21 protein-coding genes are annotated in these 21,735 nt (G+C 64.9%); 19 read left to right on the plus strand and 2 right to left on the minus strand.

Annotated elements, in window-relative coordinates; all coding sequences use genetic code 11:
- The first annotated feature begins 2 nt into the window (after window positions 1–2).
- The 5 genes from IVA87_RS10325 (at window position 3) to mmsB (ending at window position 5,981) form a co-directional block, all read left to right on the plus strand.
- The gene (locus IVA87_RS10325; protein ID WP_247333481.1) at window positions 3–1,079 is read left to right on the plus strand and encodes an aldose epimerase family protein; all 1,077 of its coding nucleotides are present in this window, start codon (window positions 3–5) and stop codon (window positions 1,077–1,079) included.
- Window positions 1,079–1,957, plus strand: a complete 879-nt coding sequence (locus IVA87_RS10330; protein WP_247306283.1) for an SMP-30/gluconolactonase/LRE family protein — start codon at window positions 1,079–1,081, stop codon at window positions 1,955–1,957. Before IVA87_RS10325 ends, IVA87_RS10330 begins: the two co-directional genes overlap by 1 nt.
- 68 nt (window positions 1,958–2,025) lie before the next feature.
- Entirely contained in the window at window positions 2,026–3,096 is a 1,071-nt protein-coding gene (gene chvE / locus IVA87_RS10335) for a multiple monosaccharide ABC transporter substrate-binding protein (RefSeq protein ID WP_247306183.1), read from the plus strand.
- Between the two features lie 120 nt (window positions 3,097–3,216).
- The gene (gene mmsA / locus IVA87_RS10340) at window positions 3,217–4,794 is read left to right on the plus strand and encodes a multiple monosaccharide ABC transporter ATP-binding protein (RefSeq protein WP_247306180.1); all 1,578 of its coding nucleotides are present in this window, start codon (window positions 3,217–3,219) and stop codon (window positions 4,792–4,794) included.
- The gene (mmsB, locus tag IVA87_RS10345) at window positions 4,791–5,981 is read left to right on the plus strand and encodes a multiple monosaccharide ABC transporter permease (protein ID WP_247278222.1); all 1,191 of its coding nucleotides are present in this window, start codon (window positions 4,791–4,793) and stop codon (window positions 5,979–5,981) included. Before mmsA ends, mmsB begins: the two co-directional genes overlap by 4 nt.
- A 67-nt stretch (window positions 5,982–6,048) precedes the next feature.
- On the opposite strand, the gene IVA87_RS10350 is transcribed toward mmsB, so the two are convergent.
- Entirely contained in the window at window positions 6,049–6,324 is a 276-nt protein-coding gene (locus IVA87_RS10350; RefSeq protein ID WP_346657720.1) for a cupin domain-containing protein, read from the minus strand.
- Between the two features lie 3 nt (window positions 6,325–6,327).
- A complete protein-coding gene (locus tag IVA87_RS10355; protein WP_247306175.1) occupies window positions 6,328–6,474 on the minus strand; it encodes a hypothetical protein in 147 nt (48 codons plus the stop codon).
- A gap of 280 nt (window positions 6,475–6,754) precedes the next feature.
- On the opposite strand from IVA87_RS10355, the gene IVA87_RS10360 reads away from it, so the two are divergent.
- From IVA87_RS10360 to IVA87_RS10425, 14 genes are all read left to right on the plus strand, one after another.
- The gene (locus tag IVA87_RS10360) at window positions 6,755–7,420 is read left to right on the plus strand and encodes an HAD family hydrolase (protein ID WP_247333484.1); all 666 of its coding nucleotides are present in this window, start codon (window positions 6,755–6,757) and stop codon (window positions 7,418–7,420) included.
- 8 nt (window positions 7,421–7,428) lie between these two features.
- Window positions 7,429–8,379 carry a sugar-binding transcriptional regulator gene (locus tag IVA87_RS10365; RefSeq protein ID WP_247306169.1) on the plus strand — a complete coding sequence of 317 codons (951 nt, stop codon included), beginning with the start codon at window positions 7,429–7,431 and terminating at the stop codon, window positions 8,377–8,379.
- Between the two features lie 295 nt (window positions 8,380–8,674).
- The gene (locus IVA87_RS10370; protein WP_247333487.1) at window positions 8,675–9,988 is read left to right on the plus strand and encodes a sugar ABC transporter substrate-binding protein; all 1,314 of its coding nucleotides are present in this window, start codon (window positions 8,675–8,677) and stop codon (window positions 9,986–9,988) included.
- A gap of 91 nt (window positions 9,989–10,079) precedes the next feature.
- Window positions 10,080–10,952, plus strand: coding sequence for a sugar ABC transporter permease (locus tag IVA87_RS10375; protein WP_247333489.1), 873 nt, complete (start codon window positions 10,080–10,082; stop codon window positions 10,950–10,952).
- 1 nt (window position 10,953) lies between these two features.
- Window positions 10,954–11,784 carry a carbohydrate ABC transporter permease gene (locus IVA87_RS10380; protein ID WP_247333490.1) on the plus strand — a complete coding sequence of 277 codons (831 nt, stop codon included), beginning with the start codon at window positions 10,954–10,956 and terminating at the stop codon, window positions 11,782–11,784.
- A gap of 15 nt (window positions 11,785–11,799) precedes the next feature.
- Entirely contained in the window at window positions 11,800–12,807 is a 1,008-nt protein-coding gene (locus IVA87_RS10385) for an ABC transporter ATP-binding protein (RefSeq protein ID WP_247306162.1), read from the plus strand.
- A gap of 31 nt (window positions 12,808–12,838) precedes the next feature.
- Window positions 12,839–13,612: an SDR family oxidoreductase gene (locus IVA87_RS10390; RefSeq protein ID WP_247278215.1), complete on the plus strand. Its 774-nt coding sequence runs from the start codon at window positions 12,839–12,841 to the stop codon at window positions 13,610–13,612.
- Between the two features lie 36 nt (window positions 13,613–13,648).
- The gene (locus tag IVA87_RS10395; RefSeq protein ID WP_247333491.1) at window positions 13,649–15,292 is read left to right on the plus strand and encodes an FGGY-family carbohydrate kinase; all 1,644 of its coding nucleotides are present in this window, start codon (window positions 13,649–13,651) and stop codon (window positions 15,290–15,292) included.
- A 5-nt stretch (window positions 15,293–15,297) separates the two neighbouring features.
- Window positions 15,298–16,233: a carbohydrate kinase gene (locus tag IVA87_RS10400; protein ID WP_247306155.1), complete on the plus strand. Its 936-nt coding sequence runs from the start codon at window positions 15,298–15,300 to the stop codon at window positions 16,231–16,233.
- A gap of 116 nt (window positions 16,234–16,349) precedes the next feature.
- Window positions 16,350–17,771, plus strand: a complete 1,422-nt coding sequence (locus tag IVA87_RS10405; protein ID WP_247306279.1) for an amidase — start codon at window positions 16,350–16,352, stop codon at window positions 17,769–17,771.
- 81 nt (window positions 17,772–17,852) lie between these two features.
- The gene (locus IVA87_RS10410; RefSeq protein WP_247333492.1) at window positions 17,853–18,803 is read left to right on the plus strand and encodes an ABC transporter permease; all 951 of its coding nucleotides are present in this window, start codon (window positions 17,853–17,855) and stop codon (window positions 18,801–18,803) included.
- Window positions 18,800–19,687, plus strand: coding sequence for an ABC transporter permease (locus IVA87_RS10415; protein ID WP_247306151.1), 888 nt, complete (start codon window positions 18,800–18,802; stop codon window positions 19,685–19,687). The genes IVA87_RS10410 and IVA87_RS10415 overlap by 4 nt, the downstream gene beginning before the upstream one ends.
- 2 nt (window positions 19,688–19,689) lie before the next feature.
- On the plus strand, window positions 19,690–20,703 hold the full coding sequence (locus tag IVA87_RS10420) for an ABC transporter ATP-binding protein (RefSeq protein ID WP_247306148.1): 1,014 nt from the start codon (window positions 19,690–19,692) through the stop codon (window positions 20,701–20,703).
- The gene (locus IVA87_RS10425) at window positions 20,700–21,707 is read left to right on the plus strand and encodes an oligopeptide/dipeptide ABC transporter ATP-binding protein (protein ID WP_247306144.1); all 1,008 of its coding nucleotides are present in this window, start codon (window positions 20,700–20,702) and stop codon (window positions 21,705–21,707) included. Before IVA87_RS10420 ends, IVA87_RS10425 begins: the two co-directional genes overlap by 4 nt.
- The last annotated feature ends 28 nt before the right edge of the window (window positions 21,708–21,735 follow it).

Consider the following 21,735-nt stretch of genomic DNA (forward strand, 5'->3'; position numbering starts at 1 on the left):
CAATGGCTGGCTCGAGAATCACAAGAGACGCTTTCGGAACACTGCCGGACGGTCGCGCGATCGAGCGCGTCGTGCTGCGCGGGGAGGGCGGCTTCGAAGCGCGCATCATCACTCATGGCGCGGTGATCCAGGCGTTGATCGCGCCGGACGCTAAGGGCGGCTATGACGATGTCGTGCTCGGCCACGATGCCTTCCCTGGCTATCTCGCCGAACGAAAGTTCCTCGGCGCCACGGTCGGCCGCTACGCCAACCGCATCGCCAACGGGCAGTTCTCGCTTGACGGCGAGACTGTGCAGCTCGCCGTCAACAACGGCCCTCATGCGCTGCACGGTGGCCTCGATGGCTTCGACCGCAAGCTCTGGGAGATTGCGGAGATCGACGAGAGCGCCGAGCCCGCGGTGACGCTCACCTATGTCAGCCCGCATGGCGAAGAAAATTATCCGGGCCGGCTCGATGTGCGCCTGACCTATCGCATCACCGGTCCGACCGAGCTGTCGCTGAGCATGGAGGCCTGCACGGACCGGCCGACGATCGTCAATCTCACCAACCATAGCTTCTTCAATCTGGAGGGTGCGACGTCGGGTACGCCCATCCTTGATCATGAGCTGACGGTCGCCGCCGAGCATTTTCTCGCGATCGATCCCACGGCCATTCCGCTGCCGGAGCCGCCGCGTCGCGTTGCCGGCACGCCGTTCGACTTCCGCGAAGCCCGACGCGTCGGCGAGCGCATCCGCGACAGCGATCAGCAATTGCGCAACGGCAGAGGCTACGATCACACGTACTGTCTCGCGCGTGACGGCAAGCTTGCTTTCGCGGCCCGGCTGGAGGCGCCGCGCTCGGGGCGCATCATGGAGTTGTTCACCGATCAGCCCGGCCTGCAGGTCTATTCCGGCAATTATCTCGATGGCACGATCTCCGGGAAGGGTGGCAAGCTCGTCCGGCAGTCGGACGCGATATGCCTGGAGCCGCACATCTGGCCTGACGCGCCGAACCGGCCGGATTTCCCGAACCCGCGGCTCTCACCCGGCGAGGTCTATCGCCATCACACGGTCTATCGCTTTTCGGTGAGGACGCCATGATGGAAGAGGTGCCGACGTCTGTGCTCTCGGATCATCCTTGCCATCTCGGCGAGGGGCCAACCTACGACGCGACCACCGACACGGCCTGGTGGTTCGACATCCGCGAAGGGCTGCTGTTCGAGGCGCAGCTCGGCGGAGGTGGCGTCCGCGTCCATGCGCTCGGCCGGATGGCGAGTGCGCTCGGCAGGATCGACGCCGAGCGTCAGCTGATCGTCGCGGAAGACGGCCTCTACGTCCGCGAGCTCGCTGACGGCATGATGACGCTGCTCTGCCCGCTCGAAGCCGACAATCCGGCGACGCGCTCCAATGACGCGCGGGTGCATCAGTCCGGCACGTTCTGGATCGGCACCATGGGCCGCAAGGCGGAGCCGGGGGCGGGCGCGATCTACGCGTTTCATCGCGGCAAGATCTCGCTGCTGTTCCCCCGCATCAGCATTCCCAACTCGATCTGCTTCTCGCCGGAGGGCACCATTGGCTATTTCGCCGACAGCGCGCGGGCTGTGCTCTACGCCGTGCCGCTCAATCCCGGGACCGGCCTGCCGCGCGGCGAGCCGGAGGTGCTGCTGCGCCACACCGGCATCGGCGGCCTCGACGGTTCGGTGTGCGACGCCGACGGGCAGATCTGGAACGCCTGCTGGGGCGCGGGCCGCATCGATATTTACTCTCCGCAGGGCGAGCGCCTGCGCTCCTTGAGCGTTCCAGCGAAACAGGCGAGTTGCCCGGCTTTCGTCGGCCCCGATCTGTCGCGTCTCCTCGTTACCTCCGCCTGGCAGGACATGGACACGGCGGCGCGTGCTGCCGATCCGCAAGCAGGCCACACCTTTCTGCTGGAGGCGTCCGCGCGTGGTCGCGCGGAGCCCGACGTCAAGCTCGCATAGGAGACCCGAAGCAACCGACCTCTGTCCTCGAAACGAAAGAACAGTCTGACACCCAAAGGGAGTGAAACATGCTGAAACTGAAGACGACATTCCTCGCGCTCGCGCTGGCCGGCGCTGCCACGATGGCCACAGGCGTCGCCGCCTTTGCTCAGAAGGCGACAGTCGGCATCGCCATGCCGACCAAATCCTCGGCGCGTTGGATCGACGACGGCAACAACATGGTCAAGGTGCTGAAGGAGCGCGGCTACAACACCGACCTGCAATATGCCGAGGACGACATTCCGAACCAGCTCTCGCAGGTCGAGAACATGGTGACCAAAGGCGCGAAGGCGCTGGTGATCGCCGCGATCGACGGTACCACGCTCTCCGACGTGCTCAAGCAGGCCAAAGCCAAGGGCATCACCGTGATCGCCTATGACCGCCTGATCCGCGGCACGCCGGATGTCGACTACTACGCGACTTTCGACAATTTCCAGGTTGGCGTGCTCCAGGCGCAGTCGATCGAGCAGGGGCTCGGCCTCAAGGAAGGCAAGGGACCCTTCAACATCGAGCTGTTCGGCGGCTCGCCCGACGATAACAACGCCTACTTCTTCTACAACGGCGCCATGAGCGTTCTGAAGCCCTACATCGATAGCGGCAAGCTCGTCGTCGTCTCCGGCCAGATGGGCATGGACAAGGTGGCGACGCTGCGCTGGGATGGCGCCACCGCGCAGGCCCGCATGGACAATCTGCTCAGCGCCTATTACGGCAACAAGAAGATCAATGCTGTGCTGTCGCCCTATGACGGCATCTCAATCGGCATCATCTCCTCGCTGAAGGGCGTCGGGTACGGCAGCGCGGACCAGCCGATGCCCATCATCTCCGGCCAGGACGCCGAGGTGCCCTCGATCAAGGCGATGCTGCGCGGCGACCAGTATTCGACCATCTTCAAGGACACCCGCGACCTCGCCAAGGTGACCGCCGATATGGTCGACGCGGCGCTCGCCGGCAAGCAGGTCACCGTCAACGACACCAAGACCTACGAGAACGGCGTCAAGACGGTGCCGTCCTATCTGCTTAAGCCGGTCGTGGTCTACAAGGACAATTGGGAGAAGGTGCTGGTCGACAGCGGCTACTACAAGAAGTCGCAGTTCCAGTAGGCTCTGGCTTGCTCAGTCATTCCGGGGCGATGCGAAGCATCGAACCCGGAATCTCGAGGTTCCGGGTTCGCCCTTTGGGCTGCCCCGGAACGACGGTGAACTTTCCAAGGACACTATCCGATGACCGCCATGCTGGAGATGCGCAACGTCAGCAAGAGCTTTGCCGGTGTTCAGGCGCTGCGCGACGTCAATTTCGCGGTTCACGCCGGGCAGATCCACGCGCTCGTGGGCGAGAACGGCGCCGGCAAGTCGACGCTGATGAAAGTGCTGAGCGGGGTCTATCCGCACGGCAGCTACGAGGGGACTATCGTCTTCGAGGGCGAGGAGCGGCGCTTCCGCGACATCAACGATTCCGAGGCGCTTGGCATCATCATCATCCATCAGGAGCTGGCGCTGATCCCGCTGATGTCGATCGCCGAGAACATCTTCCTGTCGCATCCGCCGTCGAAGCTGGGGGTGATCGATCGCGACGAGGTCTACCGGCGCACGCGGGAACTGCTTGCGCAGGTCGGCTTGAAGGAATCGCCGGATACGCTGATCACGGATCTCGGCGTTGGCAAGCAGCAGCTGGTCGAGATCGCGAAGGCGCTGTCCAAGCGGGTGCGGATGCTGATCCTGGACGAGCCGACCGCGAGCCTCAATGAGGCCGATAGCGCCGCGCTGCTCGAACGGCTGATGACATTTCGCGAGCAGGGTATCGGCTCGATCCTGATCTCGCACAAGCTGAACGAGGTCGCAAAGGTCGCCGACCACATCACTGTGCTGCGCGACGGCCGCACGGTCGACAGCATCGATTGCCATGCCGAGGCGATCCAGGAGGATCGCATCATCCGCAGCATGGTCAACCGCGATCTTGCCCATCGCTTTCCGGAGCGCAGCGCGAAAATCGGGGAACCCGTGCTCACCGTCGAGAACTGGTCGGTCTATCATCCCGTCCATCCCGAACGGCAGGTGATCAAGACCGTCAATTTCAGTGTCAAGCGAGGCGAGGTCGTAGGCATCGCCGGCCTGATGGGAGCCGGCCGCACTGAATTCGCCATGAGCCTGTTCGGCCGCTCCTGGGGCACCACCATCAGCGGCAGTCTCCGGCTCGAGGGCAGGGAGATGATGCTGCCAAACGTCGCGGCCGCGATCGATGCCGGCCTTGCCTATGTCACCGAGGATCGCAAGCAGCTCGGCCTCATCCTCGCCGACGACGTTCGCAAGAACATTACGCTGGCGAGCCTCGACCAGGTCGCGCCTGGCCGTGTGATCGACGACATCGCAGAGCTCAAGGTCGCCAGCGACTACCGCAACCGGATGCGGATTCGCTGCTCCGACGTCTACCAGGAGACAGGCCAGCTCTCCGGCGGCAATCAGCAGAAAGTGGTGCTGTCGAAATGGCTGATGACCGATCCGAAGGTGCTGATCCTGGACGAACCGACGCGGGGCATCGACGTCGGCGCCAAGTACGAGATTTACTGTATCATCAACGAACTGGCGGAAGCCGGTCGCGGCGTCGTCGTGATCTCCTCGGAAATGCCCGAGCTGCTCGGCATCTGCGACCGCATCTGCGTCATGAACGACGGCGCCTTTGTCGGGGAGTTTGGGGGATCCGAGGCGACGCAGGAAAAGATCATGCGCGCCATCATGCGCAACGAGAGAAGCAACGGGAGCGGCGCTCGTGCGGCCGCGGAGATGGGAGGATCGCAGCCATGACCGACAAGACGGTGTCGCTGCCCGAGGAGCGCCGGCACGGCAGCTTCATCAAGAACAACTTGCGCAGCTACGGCATGCTGATCTCGCTGGTGGCGATCATGCTGTTCTTCCAGGTCGTCACTGGCGGCACGCTGCTCCAGCCGCTCAACCTGACCAATCTGGTGCTCCAGAACAGCTACATCGTCATCATGGCGCTGGGCATGCTGCTGGTGATCGTCACCGGCCATATCGACCTTTCAGTCGGCTCGGTCGCGGGCTTCATCGGCGCGGTGGCCGCCGTGCTCATGGTGACCTACAAGATCGACTACACGCTCGCCTTCATTGCCTGCCTCCTGATTGGCGCCGCCATCGGCGCGGCGCAGGGCTATTGGGTGGCCTATTTCAAGATCCCGTCCTTCATCGTCACCTTGGCGGGCATGCTGGTGTTCAAGGGCCTCGCGCTCGCGGTCTTGCAGGGCCAGTCGCTTGGACCGTTCCCGGCGACCTTCCAGAAATTGTCGTCGGGGTTCATTCCTGAACTGCTTCCGGAGGCCGGCACGCTGCATCCGACCTCCATGCTGATCGGTGCGGTGCTCGCGCTCGGCCTGGTCTATGCCAGCGCCAAGGGACGGTCGCGCGAGCAATTGCATGGCATTGAGGTCGAACCTTATGCGTTCTTCCTGGGCAAGAGCGTTCTCTTGGCCTGCGCCGTGCTCTATTTCACCTATCTGATCGCCTCGCATCGCGGTCTGCCGAATGTGCTGGTCATTATGACGGCGTTGATCGCGCTCTACGGCTTCGTGACCCGGCGCACCGTGATCGGCCGGCAGATCTATGCCGTCGGCGGCAACGCCAAGGCGGCAAGCCTGTCGGGCATCAAGACCGAGCGGCTGACCTTCCTCACCTTCGTCAACATGGGCGTGCTCGCCGCGCTCGCCGGCCTCGTCTTCGCCGCGCGCCTCAACACCGCGACCCCGAAGGCCGGTCTCGGCTTCGAGCTCGACGTCATTGCCGCCTGCTTCATCGGCGGCGCCTCGGCCTATGGCGGGGTGGGCCGCGTCGGCGGTGCCGTGGTCGGCGCCATGATCATGGGTGTGATGAACAACGGCATGTCGATCCTCGGCATCGGTATCGACTACCAGCAGGTCATCAAGGGCCTAGTGCTGCTCGGGGCGGTGTGCATCGACGTGTATAATCAGCGGCGGTAAGCTCGCGGCGAAGAACGTTGGGTGGGCAAATGGCGCCAAAGCCAATGCCAACGATTCTCGCGATCGATCAGGACTGCAGCACCGGTACCAATCCGTAGCGCAGCATCGTCTCCTTCATCTTTGCCGGATCGGGTGTGCCGGCGGCGAGCAGGGCCGCCATTTCCTTGAAATATTGCGGGCCAAGCACGCCGGGGGTGAGTGTGCACAGGCAGGTCGCCGGCCGGGGTGAACGGTTGGTGAAGCTGTGCACCACTCCGCGCTTGATGAACGCGGTCTCGCCCGGCGCCACGTCGACCTCCGTTCCGTCGATCCGCCAGGTCGAGATGCCGCTGAGTCCATAGATCGTTTAGTCCCAGCGATCGTGATAGTGAGGGATCGGCATGCGCGCGTTCGGTTGGAGGGTCATTTCGAACAGATCGAGGCTGCCGGCGGTGTCGTCCTTGCTCCGCAGAAAGATTAGCTGCAGCGCACCAAGATTGATGATCTCAGGCATGGCAAACTCATTGGGTCGTGTGCGGTCGCGAACCTTACCGCGTTCCGGCAATGGGCCAAAGCGCTCTGGCGATCCCATGATCTGGGTGACGCAATTGCGCAATCCTACGTCCCGACCCTGTTCCGCCGCGGCGGCTGCGTATCCTCGGCAGCATCAAGCGTTTGCCGGCGGCGCGCTGCCGGCGATCGACCGGCAGGTGGCGCATTGAGGCGCCGACCGCGCCGGGAGGGTTTGCAGCTGAGCTATTGCTCATCCGGTGGGTATATGATCGAATGGCTGGATGCACCAGGGCCGGCCGAAACCCGATCTGATCATCTTCGACTGCGACGGCGTGCTCGTCGACAGCGAGCTGTTGAGCTGCCGCTGCCTGTCCGAAGTGCTGGCCGAATTCGGCTTCGCGCTCAGTGAGGCGCAGGCACTCGAACTCTTTCTCGGGCGGAGCACCAAGGCGATCGAGCAGCATTACCACGATCTCGGGCAAACCGTGCCGGACGGCTTCCTGCCGCGATTGAAGTCGCGCGTGCTCCAGACGTTTGCCGCCTCGCTCGAACCGATCCCCGGGGTTGGGGCGGTGGTGTCGGACCTGACGGTGCCGTTCTGCGTGGCTTCCTCGAGCGATATCGATCGCGTATCGCTCTCGCTCGACGTCACCGGCCTCAAGCCGCTGTTCGACGATCGCATCTACACGGCCCAGATGGTTAAGCGCGGCAAACCGGCGCCCGACCTTTTCCTCCACGCGGCCGAGAAGATGCGCATACCGCCCGCGCGCACATTGGTGATCGAGGACAGCGTCAGCGGCCTGCAGGCGGGCAAGGCGGCGGGCATGACCGTCTGGGGATTTGTTGGCGGAGGCCATTACAGCACCCGGGACGGGCAGGCTATATTGTCGGCCGCCGGGGCCGATCGGGTTTTCGAGCGCATGAGCGATTTCTGGAAGGACGTCTGACGCCTGCCATGGCCGCCGAGAATGAGAAATCGAGGCTCGACGACGCCGCGCGCGCCGGCTGGCTCTATTTCATTGCCGGTCATACCCAGGACGAGATCGCAAAGATGCTCCAGGTCTCGCGTGCCTCGGCGCAGCGGCTGGTCTCGCTCTGCCTCGCCGAGCGGCTGATCACGTTTCGGCTCGAGCATCCCATCGCCGCCTGCATGGAACTGGCGGCGCGCCTGAAGCAGCGCTTTGATCTGGTTCATTGCGAGGTGGTGCCGGCCGACCCTGCGGCGCCGCAGGCTACCGCAGGCATCGCCGAGCGTTGCGCCAACCTGCTCGATTCCACGCTGCGCTCGGAGACGCCGGTCATCGTCGCCCTCGGCACCGGACGGGCGGTGCGCGCCGCGGTGGAGCGCGTCACGCCGATCGACCGGCCCAATCATCAGATCGTCTCGCTGGTCGGCAACATCTCCGCCGACGGGTCGGCGAGCTTCTACGACACCGTCGGCCGGCTCGCCGACCGTACTGGCGCGCGGCATTATCCGATGCCGTTGCCGTTCCTGATGTCGTCGGAGGACGAGCGCAACAAGATGGTCCGCATCGAGCCGATCGCCAAGGTGAAGGCGGTCGCGGCCAAGGCGGACCTTCGCCTCGTCGGCATCGGCCAGATGGACCAGAAGGCGCAGGTCCATGTCGATGGCTTCGTCACCCGCGATGAATTGTTCGAGATGATGCGGTTAGGTGCCATCGGCGAGATCACCGGCTGGGCCTATGATTCCAACGGTCGCCTGCTCAAATCCGGCACCAACAAGCGCCTGACCAGCATCCCGCCGGAAGTCCCGGCCAAGACCACGACGATCGGCGCCGCGATCGGCGCCCCCAAGGTGCCGGCGATCGCGGCCGCGATGAACGGACGGCTGATCAACGGCCTGATCACGGACGAGGCGACGGCAAGGGCGATCTTGGAGCGGTAGGCGGCTCGGCCCTCTCGCGTCAGCGAAGCGGCCGCTCTCTCCGCCCACACCCCTGTCATCGTCCGCGCAGTGTTTAGACCGGACAGATCACTGACAGGTGTTCGGAGACATAGATGCCCCGCCTTCGCGGGGAATGACAGCTGAGAGTGAAGCGACACCTCGCACCCCTCCCGCACCGCAGCACTCATAAGTTGCCGAAACGCTCGTGCGCCTGCTTGACAAGCACCGCGCGTCCGTTGAACATACGCCCAACGCGTGGGCATATACTCAAAAGCGCGACTCTAGGGAGGTCTCCGTGAAACACGTCCTCGGCGCCGTCTGCGGCGCGTCTTGCCTGCTGCTGGCCATCCCCGCGATGGCCGAAACGACCCTGACCATCGCCACCGTCAACAATGGCGACATGATCCGCATGCAGGGGCTGACGGGTGAGTTCACCAAGAAGAACCCTGACATCACCGTGAAATGGGTGACGCTGGAGGAGAACGTGCTGCGCCAGCGCGTCACCACCGATATCGCCACCAAGGGCGGTCAGTTCGACGTGCTGACCATCGGCACCTACGAGGTGCCGATCTGGGCCAAGAAGGGCTGGCTGGTGCCGCTCGCCAATCTCGGCGCCGATTACGACATCGCCGACCTGCTGCCGAAGATCAAGGATGCGGTCTCCGCCGACGGCAAGCTCTACGCCGCGCCGTTCTACGGCGAGAGCTCGATGGTGATGTACCGCACCGATCTGTTCGAGAAGGCCGGCCTGAAGATGCCGGAAAAGCCGAGCTGGGATTTCGTCATTGATGCCGCCAAGAAGCTCACCGACAAGAGCGCCGGCGTCTACGGCATCTGCCTGCGCGGCAAGGCCGGCTGGGGCGAGAACATGGCGTTCCTGTCGGCCATGGCCAATTCCTACGGCGCGCGCTGGTTCGACGAGAAGTGGGAGCCGCAGTTCAATACGCCGGAATGGAAGGCGACGCTGACCACCTACGTCAATCTCATGAAGGAAGCCGGTCCTCCCGGCGCAAGCTCCAACGGCTTCAACGAGAACCTGGCGCTGTTCAACGCCGGCAAGTGCGCGATGTGGATCGACGCCACGGTCGCGGCATCTTTCGTCACCAATCCGAAGGAGTCCAAGGTCGCCGACAAGGTCGGCTTCGCGCTCGCGCCCAACACCGGGCTCGGCAAGAATGCCAACTGGCTGTGGGCCTGGAATCTCGCGATCCCCGCCGGCTCCAAGAAGACGGAAGCGGCCGAGAAGTTCATCGCCTGGGCCACGAGCAAGGACTACACCAAGCTCGTCGCGTCGAAGGAGGGCTGGGCCAACGTGCCGCCGGGCACGCGGACCTCGCTCTACCAGAACGAGGACTATCTGAAAGTCGCCCCCTTCGCCAAGCTGACGCTGGCCTCGATCGACGCGGCCGACCCGAACAAGCCGACGGTGAAGCCGGTGCCATACGTCGGCGTGCAATACGCCGCGATCCCCGAATTCCAAGGCATTGGCACCCAGGTGGGCCAGCAATTCTCGGCCGCGCTTGCGGGATCGATGACCGTCGATGCCGCGCTCACCGCCGCGCAATCCGCGACCGAGCGCGAGATGAAGCGCGCCGGCTACATCAAATGAACCCGAGCTCTCCCACCTGAGCTCAAACTGGCGGCCATCCGCCCATCCCCGGATGGATGGCCGCCTTACTTCCCGAAAGGAGAAGTCAGGGATGGCAACCCGGCAGACGCAATTTCTTGCGCGCTCGCTTCTGACGCCGGCGGTTGGGCTGCTATTCATCTGGATGATCGTCCCGCTGGCGCTGACGATCTACTTCTCGACCCTGCATTACAGCCTGCTCGATCCCGGCTCGGAATCGTTCGTCGGGCTGGAGAATTTCCGCTACTTCCTCACCGATCCCGCCTTCCTCGCCTCGCTCCAGAACACGCTGGTGCTGGTCGGCTCGGTGCTGGCGCTGACCATCCTGCTCGGTATCCCCCTTGCGCTGTTGATGGACCAGCCGGTGATCGGACGCAATTTCGTGCGGCTGATGGTGATCGCGCCGTTCTTTGTGATGCCGACGGTGAGCGCGCTGGTCTGGAAGAACCTGCTGATGCATCCGGTGTCGGGATTGTTCGCCTGGCTCGCTTCACTGTTCGGCCTGACGCCGATCGATTGGTTCAACGATGTGCCGCTGTTTGCGGTCATCCTGATCGTGACGTGGCAATGGCTGCCGTTCGCGACGCTGATCCTGCTCACCGCGCTGCAATCGCTCGACGAGGAGCAGAAGGAAGCCGCCGAGATGGATGGCGCGAGCGCCCTCTCGACGTTCATCTACATCACGCTGCCGCATCTGGCCCGTCCCATCACGGTGGTGATCCTGATCGAGACCATCTTCCTGCTGACGGTGTTTGCCGAGATCTTCGTCACCACCGGCGGCGGACCGGGCCTGCAAACCACCAACATCGCCTTCCTGATCTATTCGCAGGCGCTGATCCAGTTCGACGTCGGCAGCGCCTCGGCAGGCGGCCTCGTTGCCGTGGCGATCGCCAACGTCGTCGCTTTCTTCCTGGTCCGCATCGTCGGTCGCAATTTGGAGGCCTGACATGGCACGGATGGCGACGACGCGGCGAGTGGCGATATCGACGGCAGCGGCCTGGCTGTTCCGATTTCTGATCTTCTTCCCGATCCTGTGGATGGTGCTGGCGAGCTTCAAGACCGAGCTCGAGGCCTTCGCCATCCCGCCGTCCTTCCTGTTCTTCCACTGGACCACGGAAAACTATGCGACCGTGCAGGAGCGCAGCGACTATCTTCTCCACGCGCTGAACTCGATCATCATCGCTGGCGGCTCGACGTTGATTGCGCTTTTGATTGCCATCCCTGCGGCTTGGTCGATGGCGTTCTCGCCGACCAAGCGCACCAAGGACATCCTGCTCTGGATGCTCTCGACCAAGATGATGCCGCCGGTCGGCGTGCTGGTGCCGATCTACCTGATCTACAAGTCCTTCGGCCTGCTCGATTCCCGCATCGGCCTCGTCTTCATCCTCTGCCTCGGCAATCTGCCGATCGTCATCTGGATGCTGTTCACCTATTTCAAGGAGATCCCGCGCGATATCCTCGAGGCCGCGCGCATGGACGGCGCCACCATCGGCCGCGAACTCGTCTACGTGCTGACGCCGATGGCGATCCCGGGGCTCGCATCGACGCTGCTGCTCAACCTGATCCTCGCCTGGAACGAGGCGTTCTGGACGCTCAACCTGTCGACCTCGAACGCCGCGCCGCTCACCACGTTCATCGCGTCCTATTCGAGCCCGGAAGGGCTGTTCTGGGCAAAGCTGTCGGCGGCCTCCACGCTGGCGATCGCGCCCATTCTCGTCCTCGGTTGGTTCAGCCAGAAGCAGCTCGTGCGCGGGCTCACCTTCGGCGCGGTGAAGTAGAGGGACTGCCGGATCATGGGTCAGATCACACTTCAGGGCGTGCAAAAATCCTTCGGCCCCGTGCACATCATCAAGGGCGCCGATCTGGACATCGCCGACGGCTCCTTCGTGGTGTTCGTCGGTCCCTCCGGCTGCGGCAAGACCACGCTCTTGCGCCTGATTGCCGGGCTCGAGGACGTCTCCGGCGGCAAGATCCTGATCGACGGCAAGAACGTGGTCGACACGCCGCCTGCCAAGCGCGGTCTCTCGATGGTGTTCCAGTCCTACGCGCTCTATCCGCATATGAGCGTGCGCGGCAATATCGGCTTCGGCCTGAAGATGGCGGGCCTTGCCAAGGATGAGATCAACCGCAAGGTCGAGGCGGCGGCCGCGACGCTGAATCTCACGCCCTATCTCGACCGCAAGCCGCGCGAGCTCTCCGGCGGCCAACGCCAGCGCGTCGCGATCGGCCGCGCCATCGTCCGCGAGCCCAAGGCGTTCCTGTTCGACGAGCCGCTCTCGAACCTCGATGCAGCGCTGCGGGTGCAGATGCGCATCGAGGTGACACGGCTCCAGAAGCAGCTCGGCACCACCGCGATTTACGTCACCCACGATCAGGTCGAGGCCATGACCATGGCCGACAAGATTGTCGTGCTCAACGGCGGCAAGATCGAGCAATATGGCTCGCCGCTGGAGCTTTATGAGCGGCCGGCCAATCTCTTTGTCGCCGGCTTCATCGGCTCGCCCAAGATGAATTTCGTAACCGGCGAGCTCGCCAAGCAGCAAGGCGCGGCCACCATTGGCGTGCGTCCGGAGCACCTCAAGATCGAGCGCGACGGCGCCGGCGGCTGGCAAGGAACGATCTCGGTCGCCGAGCATCTCGGCAGCGATACCTTTCTCTACGTCGATGCCGGGTCGCTCGGCATGCTGACGGCGCGCTACATCGGCGAATTGAGCCTGCACGCCGGTGATCGCGTGTCGCTGGTGCCGGACCCCGCGCGCATCCACCGCTTCGACGATGGCGGCAACGCGCTTCGAAGCTAACAAGAAACGGCAAGAAAACGGGAAGACGATCATGTACCTGGACAAATTCAAGCTGAACGGCAAGAGCGCGTTCATCACCGGCGGCGGGCAGGGCATTGGCCTTGCTTGCGCCGAAGCGCTGGCTGAGGCCGGCGCCAGGGTCGTGATCGGTGATCGCGACAGCAAGGTCGCCGACAGCGCCAAAGCCACCCTGAAGGCCAAGGGCTACGACATCGAGACCGCGATCATGGACGTCACCGATACCAAGCGCGTCGCGGAGGTCGCAAACGACCTCGTCGCCCGCCACGGCAAAGTCGACATCCTCGTCAACAATGCCGGCATCGCGCGCAGCGAGACGCCGGCCGAGACCGTCACCGACGAGCACTGGCTCAACGTCATCGACGTCAACCTCAACGGCACCTTCTGGTGCTGCCGCGAGTTCGGCAAGCACATGTTGAAGGCCAGAAGCGGTGCCATCGTCAATGTCGGCTCGATGTCTGGCTTCATCGTCAACAAGCCGCAGGAGCAGTGCTTCTACAACGCCTCCAAGGCCGGTGTGCACCATCTCACCAAGTCGCTCGCCGCCGAATGGGGCGCCCGCGGCATCCGCGTCAACGCGGTGGCGCCGACCTATATTGAAACGCCGCTCAACGCCTTCGTGAAGAGCAACCCGAAAATGTACGACGCCTGGATCGGCGGAACCCCGATGGCGCGGATGGGGCAGGTCGAGGAAATCGCCTCCGTCGTGCTGTTCCTCTCGTCCGAGGCCGCAAGCCTGATGACCGGCAGCATCGTGCTGGTGGATGGCGGCTACACTTGCTGGTAGGCTTGCGTCAAGACTGACGAAGCGACCGGAGCGACAATGCCGCGAGCGTATATCGGCGTCGACGTGGGGACCACAAGCACGCGGGCAGGGGTGTTTGACGAAGCGGGCACGCTGCTCGCTATGGCGCGACATCCGATCCGGACCTGGCACGAGGCCGGCGATATCGTTGAGCAGTCGTCCCAGGACATCTGGGACGCCTGCGCGACATCGGTACGCGCGGCGATGACGGAAGTTGGCATCACGCCCGATAGCGTCCGTGGCATCGGTTTCGATGCCACCTGTTCCCTAGTGGTCCTCGATAGGCAAGGCGAGCCACTCACGGTCAGTGGCTCCGGGGATAAGCAGCGCAACGTCATCGTCTGGATGGACCACCGCGCCACCGCCGAGGCGAGGCTGATCAACGAGACCGAGGATGCCGTGCTGCGCTATGTCGGCGGCTCGATCTCGCCCGAGATGCAGATGCCGAAGCTGCTGTGGCTGAAGCGGCATCTTCGCGCGAGTTTCGACGCCGCGGGTCACTTCTTCGATCTGGCTGATTACCTGGCCTGGCGCGCGACCGGCTCGCTCCAGCGCTCGACTTGCACCGTCACCTGCAAGTGGAACTACCTCGCACATGATGGCGGCTGGAGCGCGCCATTCTTCAAGCGCATCGGCCTGTCGGACTTCGTCAGCGAGACCTACGCGCGCATTGGCACCGAGATGGTCGCCCCCGGCACGCGGCTCGGTGCCGGTCTCACCCCCGCCGCGGCGGCCGAACTGGGCCTGTCGCCGGGCACGCCGGTCGGGGCGTCGCTGATCGACGCGCATGCGGGCGGCATCGGTGCGATCGGCGGCCGCGACGGCTCGGGCGGAGCAGCAGACGCATGCGATCGCCTCGCCTACATCATGGGGACGTCGGCCTGCATCATGGCGACCACGAAGGAACCCTGTTTCGTGCCCGGCGTATGGGGACCTTACTACTCCGGCATGGTGCCGAACTTATGGCTCAACGAGGGCGGCCAGTCGGCCGCGAGCGCCGCAATCGATCACCTCCTCAGGTCGCATCCGGGTTTTGGCGAGGCGAGCGCGGCGGCGCGTAACGAGCGCCTCGACCTCATCGACTTCCTCGAGCGCCGCATCATCGCGCGCGCAGGCGATGCCAGCCGCGCCGCGCTGCTCGCGCGTGACGTGCATGTGCTTCCCGAATTCATCGGCAACCGTTCGCCCTACGCTGATCCTGACACGCGCGCGGTGATCGCCGGCCTCGATCTCGACACCGACATCGCTTCGATGGAGCGGCTATTCGTCGCCGGCCTGTGCGGGCTCGCCTATGGGCTTGCCGAGGTGATCGAGGCCTTTGCCGCGCATGGCGTTCGCTCCAGCATGATGATCATGGGCGGCGGGGCCAGCCGTAGCCCGCTGGTGCGCCAGATCATGGCCGATACGACCGGCCTCACGGTCGCGCTGCCACAGACCAAGGAGCCGGTGCTGCTGGGCGCCGCGATGCTCGGCGCAGTGGCCGGCGGCGCCTATGCCTCGATCGGCGAGACCATGGCAAAAATGTCGGCGTTGGGACGCAAGAGCGAGCCGACCGCTCCCGACATGGCGGCGTTTCACGCCCGCAAGCGCGAGATCTACAAGCTGCTGCGCGACGTCGATCGCGGCAGCCGCGCGGCGATGCGCGACATCGCGAGGGGTTGAAACGGATGCTGATTGCCTGTGGCGATGCGCTGATCGATTTCGTGCCGACGCGAAGCACTGAGGGACGTGAAGCGGTAATACCCGCGGTCGGCGGCGCCTGCCTCAACGTCGCCATCGGCATGGCGCGGCTGGGGGCGCCGACAAGTTTCGTCGGAGGCATCTCGACCGACTTGTTCGGCCGCATGATCGCAGACCATACCGCGGCCTCGCATGTGGATCTCAGCTTCGCCACCCGCAGCGATCACCAGACCACGCTTGCCTTCGTCCGCATCGTCGCGGGCGAGTCGCATTATGCGTTCTATGATGCCGAGACTGCGACGCGGAACTGGAGCTATCGGCGCGGATCGATTCCGTTCGGTAAGGTCGAAGCCCTTCATGTCGGTTCGACGACGCTGGTCAACGACCACGGCGCGGCGGAGACGACTGCATTGGTCGCGGACGCGCGGGCGTCATCAACCATCTCCTTCGATCCGAACTGCCGCCCTAATCTGGTTAAGGAGAAGCCGGCCTATCTCGCGCGCATGGCCGGCTTCGCTGCCAGCGCCGATCTCATCAAGATGTCCGACGTCGACTTCGCCTATCTCTTCGGAGACGAGCCATATCAACAACGCGCGAGCGCGCTGCTGGGGCAGGGTACGAGCCTCGTCGTCATCACCCGCGGCAACGACGGCGCGGTCGCCTGGCACGCGGGCGCAGGACAGATCGAGGTCGCCGCGCCCAAGGTCGAGGTGGCCGACACGATCGGGGCCGGCGACAGCTTTCAGGCGGCGCTGCTGTTCGCTCTGCACAAGCAGGGTCGCATTGCCCGGCAAACGTTGAAGGACATCCGTGCCGACGAGCTCCGCCGCGCGCTGTCCTTCGCCGCCAATTGCGCCGGCCTCACTTGCACCCGTCCGGGCGCCGATCCGCCCTGGAGCCACGAGGTGAGTTGGAGCTTGTAGCGAATGCCAGCCCTGCGGTTGCCGCGATTCGGTGGACAATGGTTATGCGCCCGCGGAAATGGACAGGATAGACCCGAGCTGGCAAGGTCCGAGCGTCCATGACGCGGGCCTTCGATATGAGCAATGATCCCTGTTTTTTGTCTGCCACTGAACTGCGCGGCCTCATTGCCGGGAAGCGGATCTCGCCGGTCGAGATCGTCCGCGCCGTGCTTGCGCGCGCCGAGGCGCTCCAGGGCGAATTGAACTGCTTCATCACCCTGTGCGGCGACCAGGCGATCGCAGAGGCGCGCGAAGCCGAGCGCAAGATGATGGCCGGCGAGCCCCTCGGCCTGCTGCACGGCATCCCCGTCACCGTCAAGGATATCGTCAACACCAAGGGTGTGAAGACCACCTTCGGCGCCGTTCCCTACAAGGACAATGTGCCGAACGAGGATGCCGTCGCGGTGGCGCGGCTGCGCAGTGGAGGCGCGATCCTGATCGGCAAGACCACGACGGCGGAATTCGGCAGCAAGTGCCTGACGGACTCGCCCTTGTTCGGCCGCACCCGCAACGCGTGGGATGCGCGCCGTTCCTCCGGCGGCTCCAGCGGCGGCGCGGCGGTTGCCGTTGCGAGCGGCATCGCGCCGCTTGCAATCGCGACGGACGGTGGCGGCTCGACGCGGATTCCGGCCGCCTGCAACGGCGTGGTCGGATTGAAGCAGAGCAACGGCGTGATCCCGCACAGCCAGGCGCTCGATGTGTTCGGTAACCAAACCTATGTCACGCCGACCACCCGCACGGTGGCCGACACAGCACTGATGATGCAGGCGATGGCCGGCGAGGATGCTTGCGATCCCTGGTCGATCGGCGTCCCCGTGCCTGATTTCATCGGCACCGCCGCCCCGCGCGGCGATCTACGCGGGCAGAAAATCCTATTCTGTGCTTCGCCGCCCGGACGTCCAGTGTCGTTAGACGTCGCGGCCAGCTTCAAGGCGAGCCTTGATCGGCTGGCGGAGCTCGGTGCCGAGCTTGAAGAGTTCTCCGGCGACGGCTTCGACATAGAGCCGATCTGGCGCGCCATCAACCACACGGTCTGGCGCACGCGCTTTGCAAAGCTCGCCGCCGAGCATGGGGACGAGCTGAGCGAGGCCTTTCTCAAGCAGCTTGCGCTCGCAAGCGAGGTCAGCGGCGTCGAATACCAGGAGGCGATGTTCGTGCGCACCGCGCTGTTCCGCCGGGTGCAATCGCTGCTTGCGCGCGGGCACCTGCTGGCAATGCCGACACTGACGCGCACGGCGCTGCCGATCGAGCAGGATTTGTTTGGCACCATCGAAATCGACGGGGCGCTTTTCGACAGCGTCCGGCCGCATTGGTTCCCCTGGACCATGCTATTCAACATGACCGGGCATCCCGCCGTCAGCCTACCCTGCGGCTTCGGCCGCGACGGCCTGCCGATCGGGCTGCAGCTCGTCGGCCGCTTCCGCGGCGATGCCGAATTGCTGCGCGTGAGCGCGCTGTTCGAGGCTTCAAGTGACCTTCTGTCCCGCTGGCCGGCCTGAGCCGACGGGCATGCAGCAAAGGGCTTGCCTCCGGCGCCCGGACATGTTGATCGTGCCTGGTAGCCCTGAAGCCGAGCGCGCATGAGCGTCTTTGTCCTCCGATGTCTGTTGACCTTGCTGGCGACGCTGGTCGGCGCATCGCTGATCATCTTCCTGGTGCTCGACGCGCTTCCCGGCAACGCCGCGCAGATGCTGATGGGCGCCGACGCCTCGCCGGACGCAGTCCGCGCGCTCACCGTCAAGCTCGGGCTCGACCAGCCGCTGGCGGTTCGCTACCTGCAATGGATCAAGGGCCTCCTCGTCGGAGATCTCGGCAACTCCTATGTCTACGGCACGCCGGTCGCGAGCCTCATCGCGGAGCGGCTGGTGCTGACCATTCCGCTCGCGATCATGGCCATGACGATCACGGTGACGCTGGCGCTCTCCGCCGGCATCTACACCGCCGCCAACCACAACAAGCTTGGCGACGTCGGCGTGATGTCACTGACGCAGGTGGGCATCGCGCTGCCGAATTTCTGGTTCGCGATCCTCTTGGTCCTGTTGTTCTCGGTGCGGCTGCAATGGCTCTCGGCGGGCGGCTTTGGCGGCTGGGACGATGGCCTCTGGTCGGGCATCAAGTCGCTGCTGCTGCCGGCGATCTCGCTCGCGGTGGTGCAGGCCGCGATTCTCGCGCGGGTCACCCGCTCGGCCGTGCTCGAGGTGCTGCGTGAGGACTTCGTCCGCACGGCCCGTGCGAAGGGCCTCGGCAAGCGCGAGGTGCTGTGGCGCCATGTGCTGCGTAACGCCATGATCCCTGTGATGACCGTGATGGGGCTGCAATTCGCCAATCTGCTCGCCGGCACCATCGTGATCGAGAACGTGTTCTACCTGCCGGGCCTCGGCCGCCTGATCTTCCAGTCGATCGCCAACCGCGACCTCATCGTCGTGCGCAACTGCGTGATGCTGCTCGCGGCCATGGTCGTCATCGTCAATTTCGTGGTCGACGTGCTCTATGCCTTCATCGATCCCCGCATCAAGGTCCACGACCTGTGAGCGACCCCCTGACCATCGACGCGCCGATTGCGACGCGGCCGCTGCCTGCTCGGACGTTCTGGCGCCGCGCGCTGCGGCATCGCAGCTTCGCGCTTGGCGGCGCGCTGAGCCTGCTGGTGCTCGCCTCAGCGCTGTTGTCGCTGGTGTGGACGCCGTGGTCGCCCTATGAGATCGACATCGCCTCGAAACTCCGGCCGCCGTCGGCATCGCACTGGCTCGGCACCGATTCCTTCGGCCGAGACATCGTCTCGCTGCTGCTCGCCGGCGCGCGTTCGACCATCATGGTCGGCATCATCGCGGTGAGCATCGGTCTCAGCTTCGGCGTCTGCCTCGGCTTGATCGCCTCGGCCAGGCGCGGCTGGACCGAAGAGATCATCATGCGCTTTGCGGATTTCAGCTTCGCCTTTCCGGCCGTGCTCTCGGCGATTATGCTCGCGGCCGTGGTGGGACCGGGCATGGTGACCTCGATCGTCGCGATCGGTATCTTCCAGATCCCGACGCTGACGCGGCTGACGCGCGGTTCGGCCAACGCGATCTGGGCGCGCGAATTCGTGCTGGCCGCGCGCGCGGCGGGCAAGGGGCGCTTCCGCATCACGATCGAGCACGTGCTGCCCAACATCCTGTCGATCCTGATCGTGCAGGTCACCATCCAGTTCGCGCTTGCCATTCTCGCCGAAGCCGCACTGTCCTATCTCGGCCTCGGCACTCAGCCGCCGCAGCCGTCATGGGGCCGCATGCTGAACGACGCGCAGACGCTGCTGTTCCAGTCGCCGATGCTCGCGGTCTATCCCGGCGCTGCGATCGCCGTCGCGGTGCTCGGTCTCAATCTGCTTGGTGACGGATTGCGCGACCTGCTCGATCCCAGACTGGCGCGGGAGCGGTAACGATGGCTGATTCCGCAACCATGCCACTGATCGAGGTCGCTGATCTCGGCGTGCGCCTCAACACCAGCCGCGGGCCGGCGCAGGCCGTGCGTGGCGTCAGCTTTGCCCTCAAGCGCGGCGAGACGCTCGGGCTCGTCGGCGAATCCGGCTGCGGCAAGTCGGTCACGGCGTTATCGCTGATGGGGCTGCTGCCGGACAGCGCAGTGGTCGGCGGCAGCATCAAGTTGGATGGCAACGAGCTCGTCGGGCTTTCGGATGCGGATTATTGCCGCCTGCGCGGCAACCGCATCAGCATGATCTTCCAGGAGCCGATGACCGCGCTCAATCCGATGCACACGATCGGCCATCAGGTCGCCGAGCCGCTGCGGCGTCACAAGAAATATTCGGCCTCACAGGCGCGGCGCGAGACCATCGCCTTGCTCGACCGGGTCGGCCTGCCCGATGCTATCAGGCGCGTCGACGCCTATCCGCACCAGTTTTCCGGCGGCCAGCGCCAGCGTGTCACCATTGCGATGGCGCTCGCCTGCGAGCCGGACCTCTTGATCGCGGACGAGCCGACCACCGCGCTCGACGTCACCATCCAAGGCCAGATCCTCGACCTCATCGCTGATCTCGTCGAGGAGCGCGGCATGTCGATGATCCTGATCTCGCACGATCTCGGTGTCATCGCCGAGAACGTGCAGCGCATGATGGTGATGTATGGCGGCACCGTCGTCGAGAGCGGGCCGACCGACGAGGTGTTCCGGCGCATGGGGCATCCCTATACGCAGGGCCTGTTCCGCGCCCGGCCGAAGCTCGGTGCGCGCAAGGGGACGCGGCTGAACACGATCTCGGGCACAGTGCCGGAGCTCGCCGATTTGCCGTCCGGCTGCACCTTCTCCGATCGCTGTCCCCTGGTGATCGATCAGTGTCGTGCCGCGTTGCCGCCGATGGTGGACGTCGGACCTGGCCATGGCGTGCGTTGCATCAGGACCGACGTATCGATGGGCGAACGTGTCGGAGCGCTGACCGCATGACCGCCGCCGGATTGCTTCTCGAGGTGAAGGATCTCGAGCAGCGCTATACGCTGCCGCGCGAAAGCCTGTTTCGCCCGCCGGGGCAGGTGCGCGCGCTGAACGGCGTCAGCGTGCAGGTCGCCGCGGGCAAGAGCCTCGGCGTCGTCGGCGAATCCGGTTCCGGCAAGTCGACCTTCGCGCGGCTGGTGATGGCGCTGGAGCGGCCGACGTCAGGGCAGGTCGCGCTGCTCGGCCGCGATCTCAACCGCATCTCTGCCGATGAACTGCGCCGTGCCAGGCGTGATTTCCAGATGGTGTTCCAGGACCCTTACGGCTCGCTGGATCCGCGCCAAACCATCGCCCGCATCGTCGCCGAGCCCCTCACCGTGCTGGAGGAGGCCGATCGCACCAAATTCCGCGAACGCGTCGCCGCAGTGCTGCGCCAGGTCGGCTTGCGCGACGCCGACATGGACAAATATCCGCACGAATTCTCCGGCGGCCAGCGCCAGCGCATCGCCATTGCGCGTGCGCTGATCACCCAGCCGAAGCTGATCGTCGCCGACGAGCCGGTCTCCGCGCTCGACGTCTCCGTGCAGGCGCAGGTGTTGAACCTGATGCAGGACCTCCAGGAGCAGTTCGGTCTCAGCTACATCCTGATCAGCCACGATCTCGCCGTCGTCGACTATCTCTGCGACGAGGTTGCGGTGATGTATCTCGGCCGGATCGTCGAACAGGGCCGGCCGCAGGACCTGTTCGAGCACTGCGCCCATCCCTATACGCGCGCGCTCTTGGATGCCGTGCCGCGGGCACGCGCCGGCGGCCGTCGGCGGCGGCGCGGGGCCCAGGCGATCGCCTCGCAATCGGCGGCGGCGACCGGATGCCCCTACGGCGCGCGCTGTGCCCTCGCTGACCAGCATTGCCGCGCGATCCTGCCTGAGTTACGCCAAGTAGGCGAGGGGCACCTTGCCGCCTGCCACAAGACGGAGGCGGTGATGGCGTTGCCCCGGCCGACCCTGGAAGGTTAGTCTCCAGGGCAGGATTGGCGTAGGCTTG

It is taken from the genome of Bradyrhizobium sp. 147 (assembly GCF_023073935.1).
Classification (GTDB): domain Bacteria; phylum Pseudomonadota; class Alphaproteobacteria; order Rhizobiales; family Xanthobacteraceae; genus Bradyrhizobium.

Bases quoted from the DNA above. Each gene is read 5' to 3' on its own strand.
- IVA87_RS10410 (WP_247333492.1), top strand. From the start codon at position 17,853: ATGAGCGTCTTTGTCCTCCGATGTCTGTTGACCTTGCTGGCGACGCTG.
- IVA87_RS10405 (WP_247306279.1), top strand. From the start codon at position 16,350: ATGAGCAATGATCCCTGTTTTTTGTCTGCCACTGAACTGCGCGGCCTC.
- IVA87_RS10400 (WP_247306155.1), top strand. From the start codon at position 15,298: ATGCTGATTGCCTGTGGCGATGCGCTGATCGATTTCGTGCCGACGCGA.
- mmsB (WP_247278222.1), top strand. From the start codon at position 4,791: ATGACCGACAAGACGGTGTCGCTGCCCGAGGAGCGCCGGCACGGCAGC.
- IVA87_RS10390 (WP_247278215.1), top strand. From the start codon at position 12,839: ATGTACCTGGACAAATTCAAGCTGAACGGCAAGAGCGCGTTCATCACC.
- IVA87_RS10420 (WP_247306148.1), top strand. From the start codon at position 19,690: ATGGCTGATTCCGCAACCATGCCACTGATCGAGGTCGCTGATCTCGGC.
- IVA87_RS10330 (WP_247306283.1), top strand. From the start codon at position 1,079: ATGGAAGAGGTGCCGACGTCTGTGCTCTCGGATCATCCTTGCCATCTC.
- IVA87_RS10360 (WP_247333484.1), top strand. From the start codon at position 6,755: ATGCACCAGGGCCGGCCGAAACCCGATCTGATCATCTTCGACTGCGAC.
- IVA87_RS10425 (WP_247306144.1), top strand. From the start codon at position 20,700: ATGACCGCCGCCGGATTGCTTCTCGAGGTGAAGGATCTCGAGCAGCGC.
- chvE (WP_247306183.1), top strand. From the start codon at position 2,026: ATGCTGAAACTGAAGACGACATTCCTCGCGCTCGCGCTGGCCGGCGCT.
- IVA87_RS10385 (WP_247306162.1), top strand. From the start codon at position 11,800: ATGGGTCAGATCACACTTCAGGGCGTGCAAAAATCCTTCGGCCCCGTG.
- IVA87_RS10395 (WP_247333491.1), top strand. From the start codon at position 13,649: ATGCCGCGAGCGTATATCGGCGTCGACGTGGGGACCACAAGCACGCGG.
- IVA87_RS10325 (WP_247333481.1), top strand. From the start codon at position 3: ATGGCTGGCTCGAGAATCACAAGAGACGCTTTCGGAACACTGCCGGAC.
- IVA87_RS10375 (WP_247333489.1), top strand. From the start codon at position 10,080: ATGGCAACCCGGCAGACGCAATTTCTTGCGCGCTCGCTTCTGACGCCG.
- IVA87_RS10355 (WP_247306175.1), bottom strand. From the start codon at position 6,474: ATGCCTGAGATCATCAATCTTGGTGCGCTGCAGCTAATCTTTCTGCGG.
- IVA87_RS10365 (WP_247306169.1), top strand. From the start codon at position 7,429: ATGGCCGCCGAGAATGAGAAATCGAGGCTCGACGACGCCGCGCGCGCC.
- mmsA (WP_247306180.1), top strand. From the start codon at position 3,217: ATGACCGCCATGCTGGAGATGCGCAACGTCAGCAAGAGCTTTGCCGGT.
- IVA87_RS10380 (WP_247333490.1), top strand. From the start codon at position 10,954: ATGGCACGGATGGCGACGACGCGGCGAGTGGCGATATCGACGGCAGCG.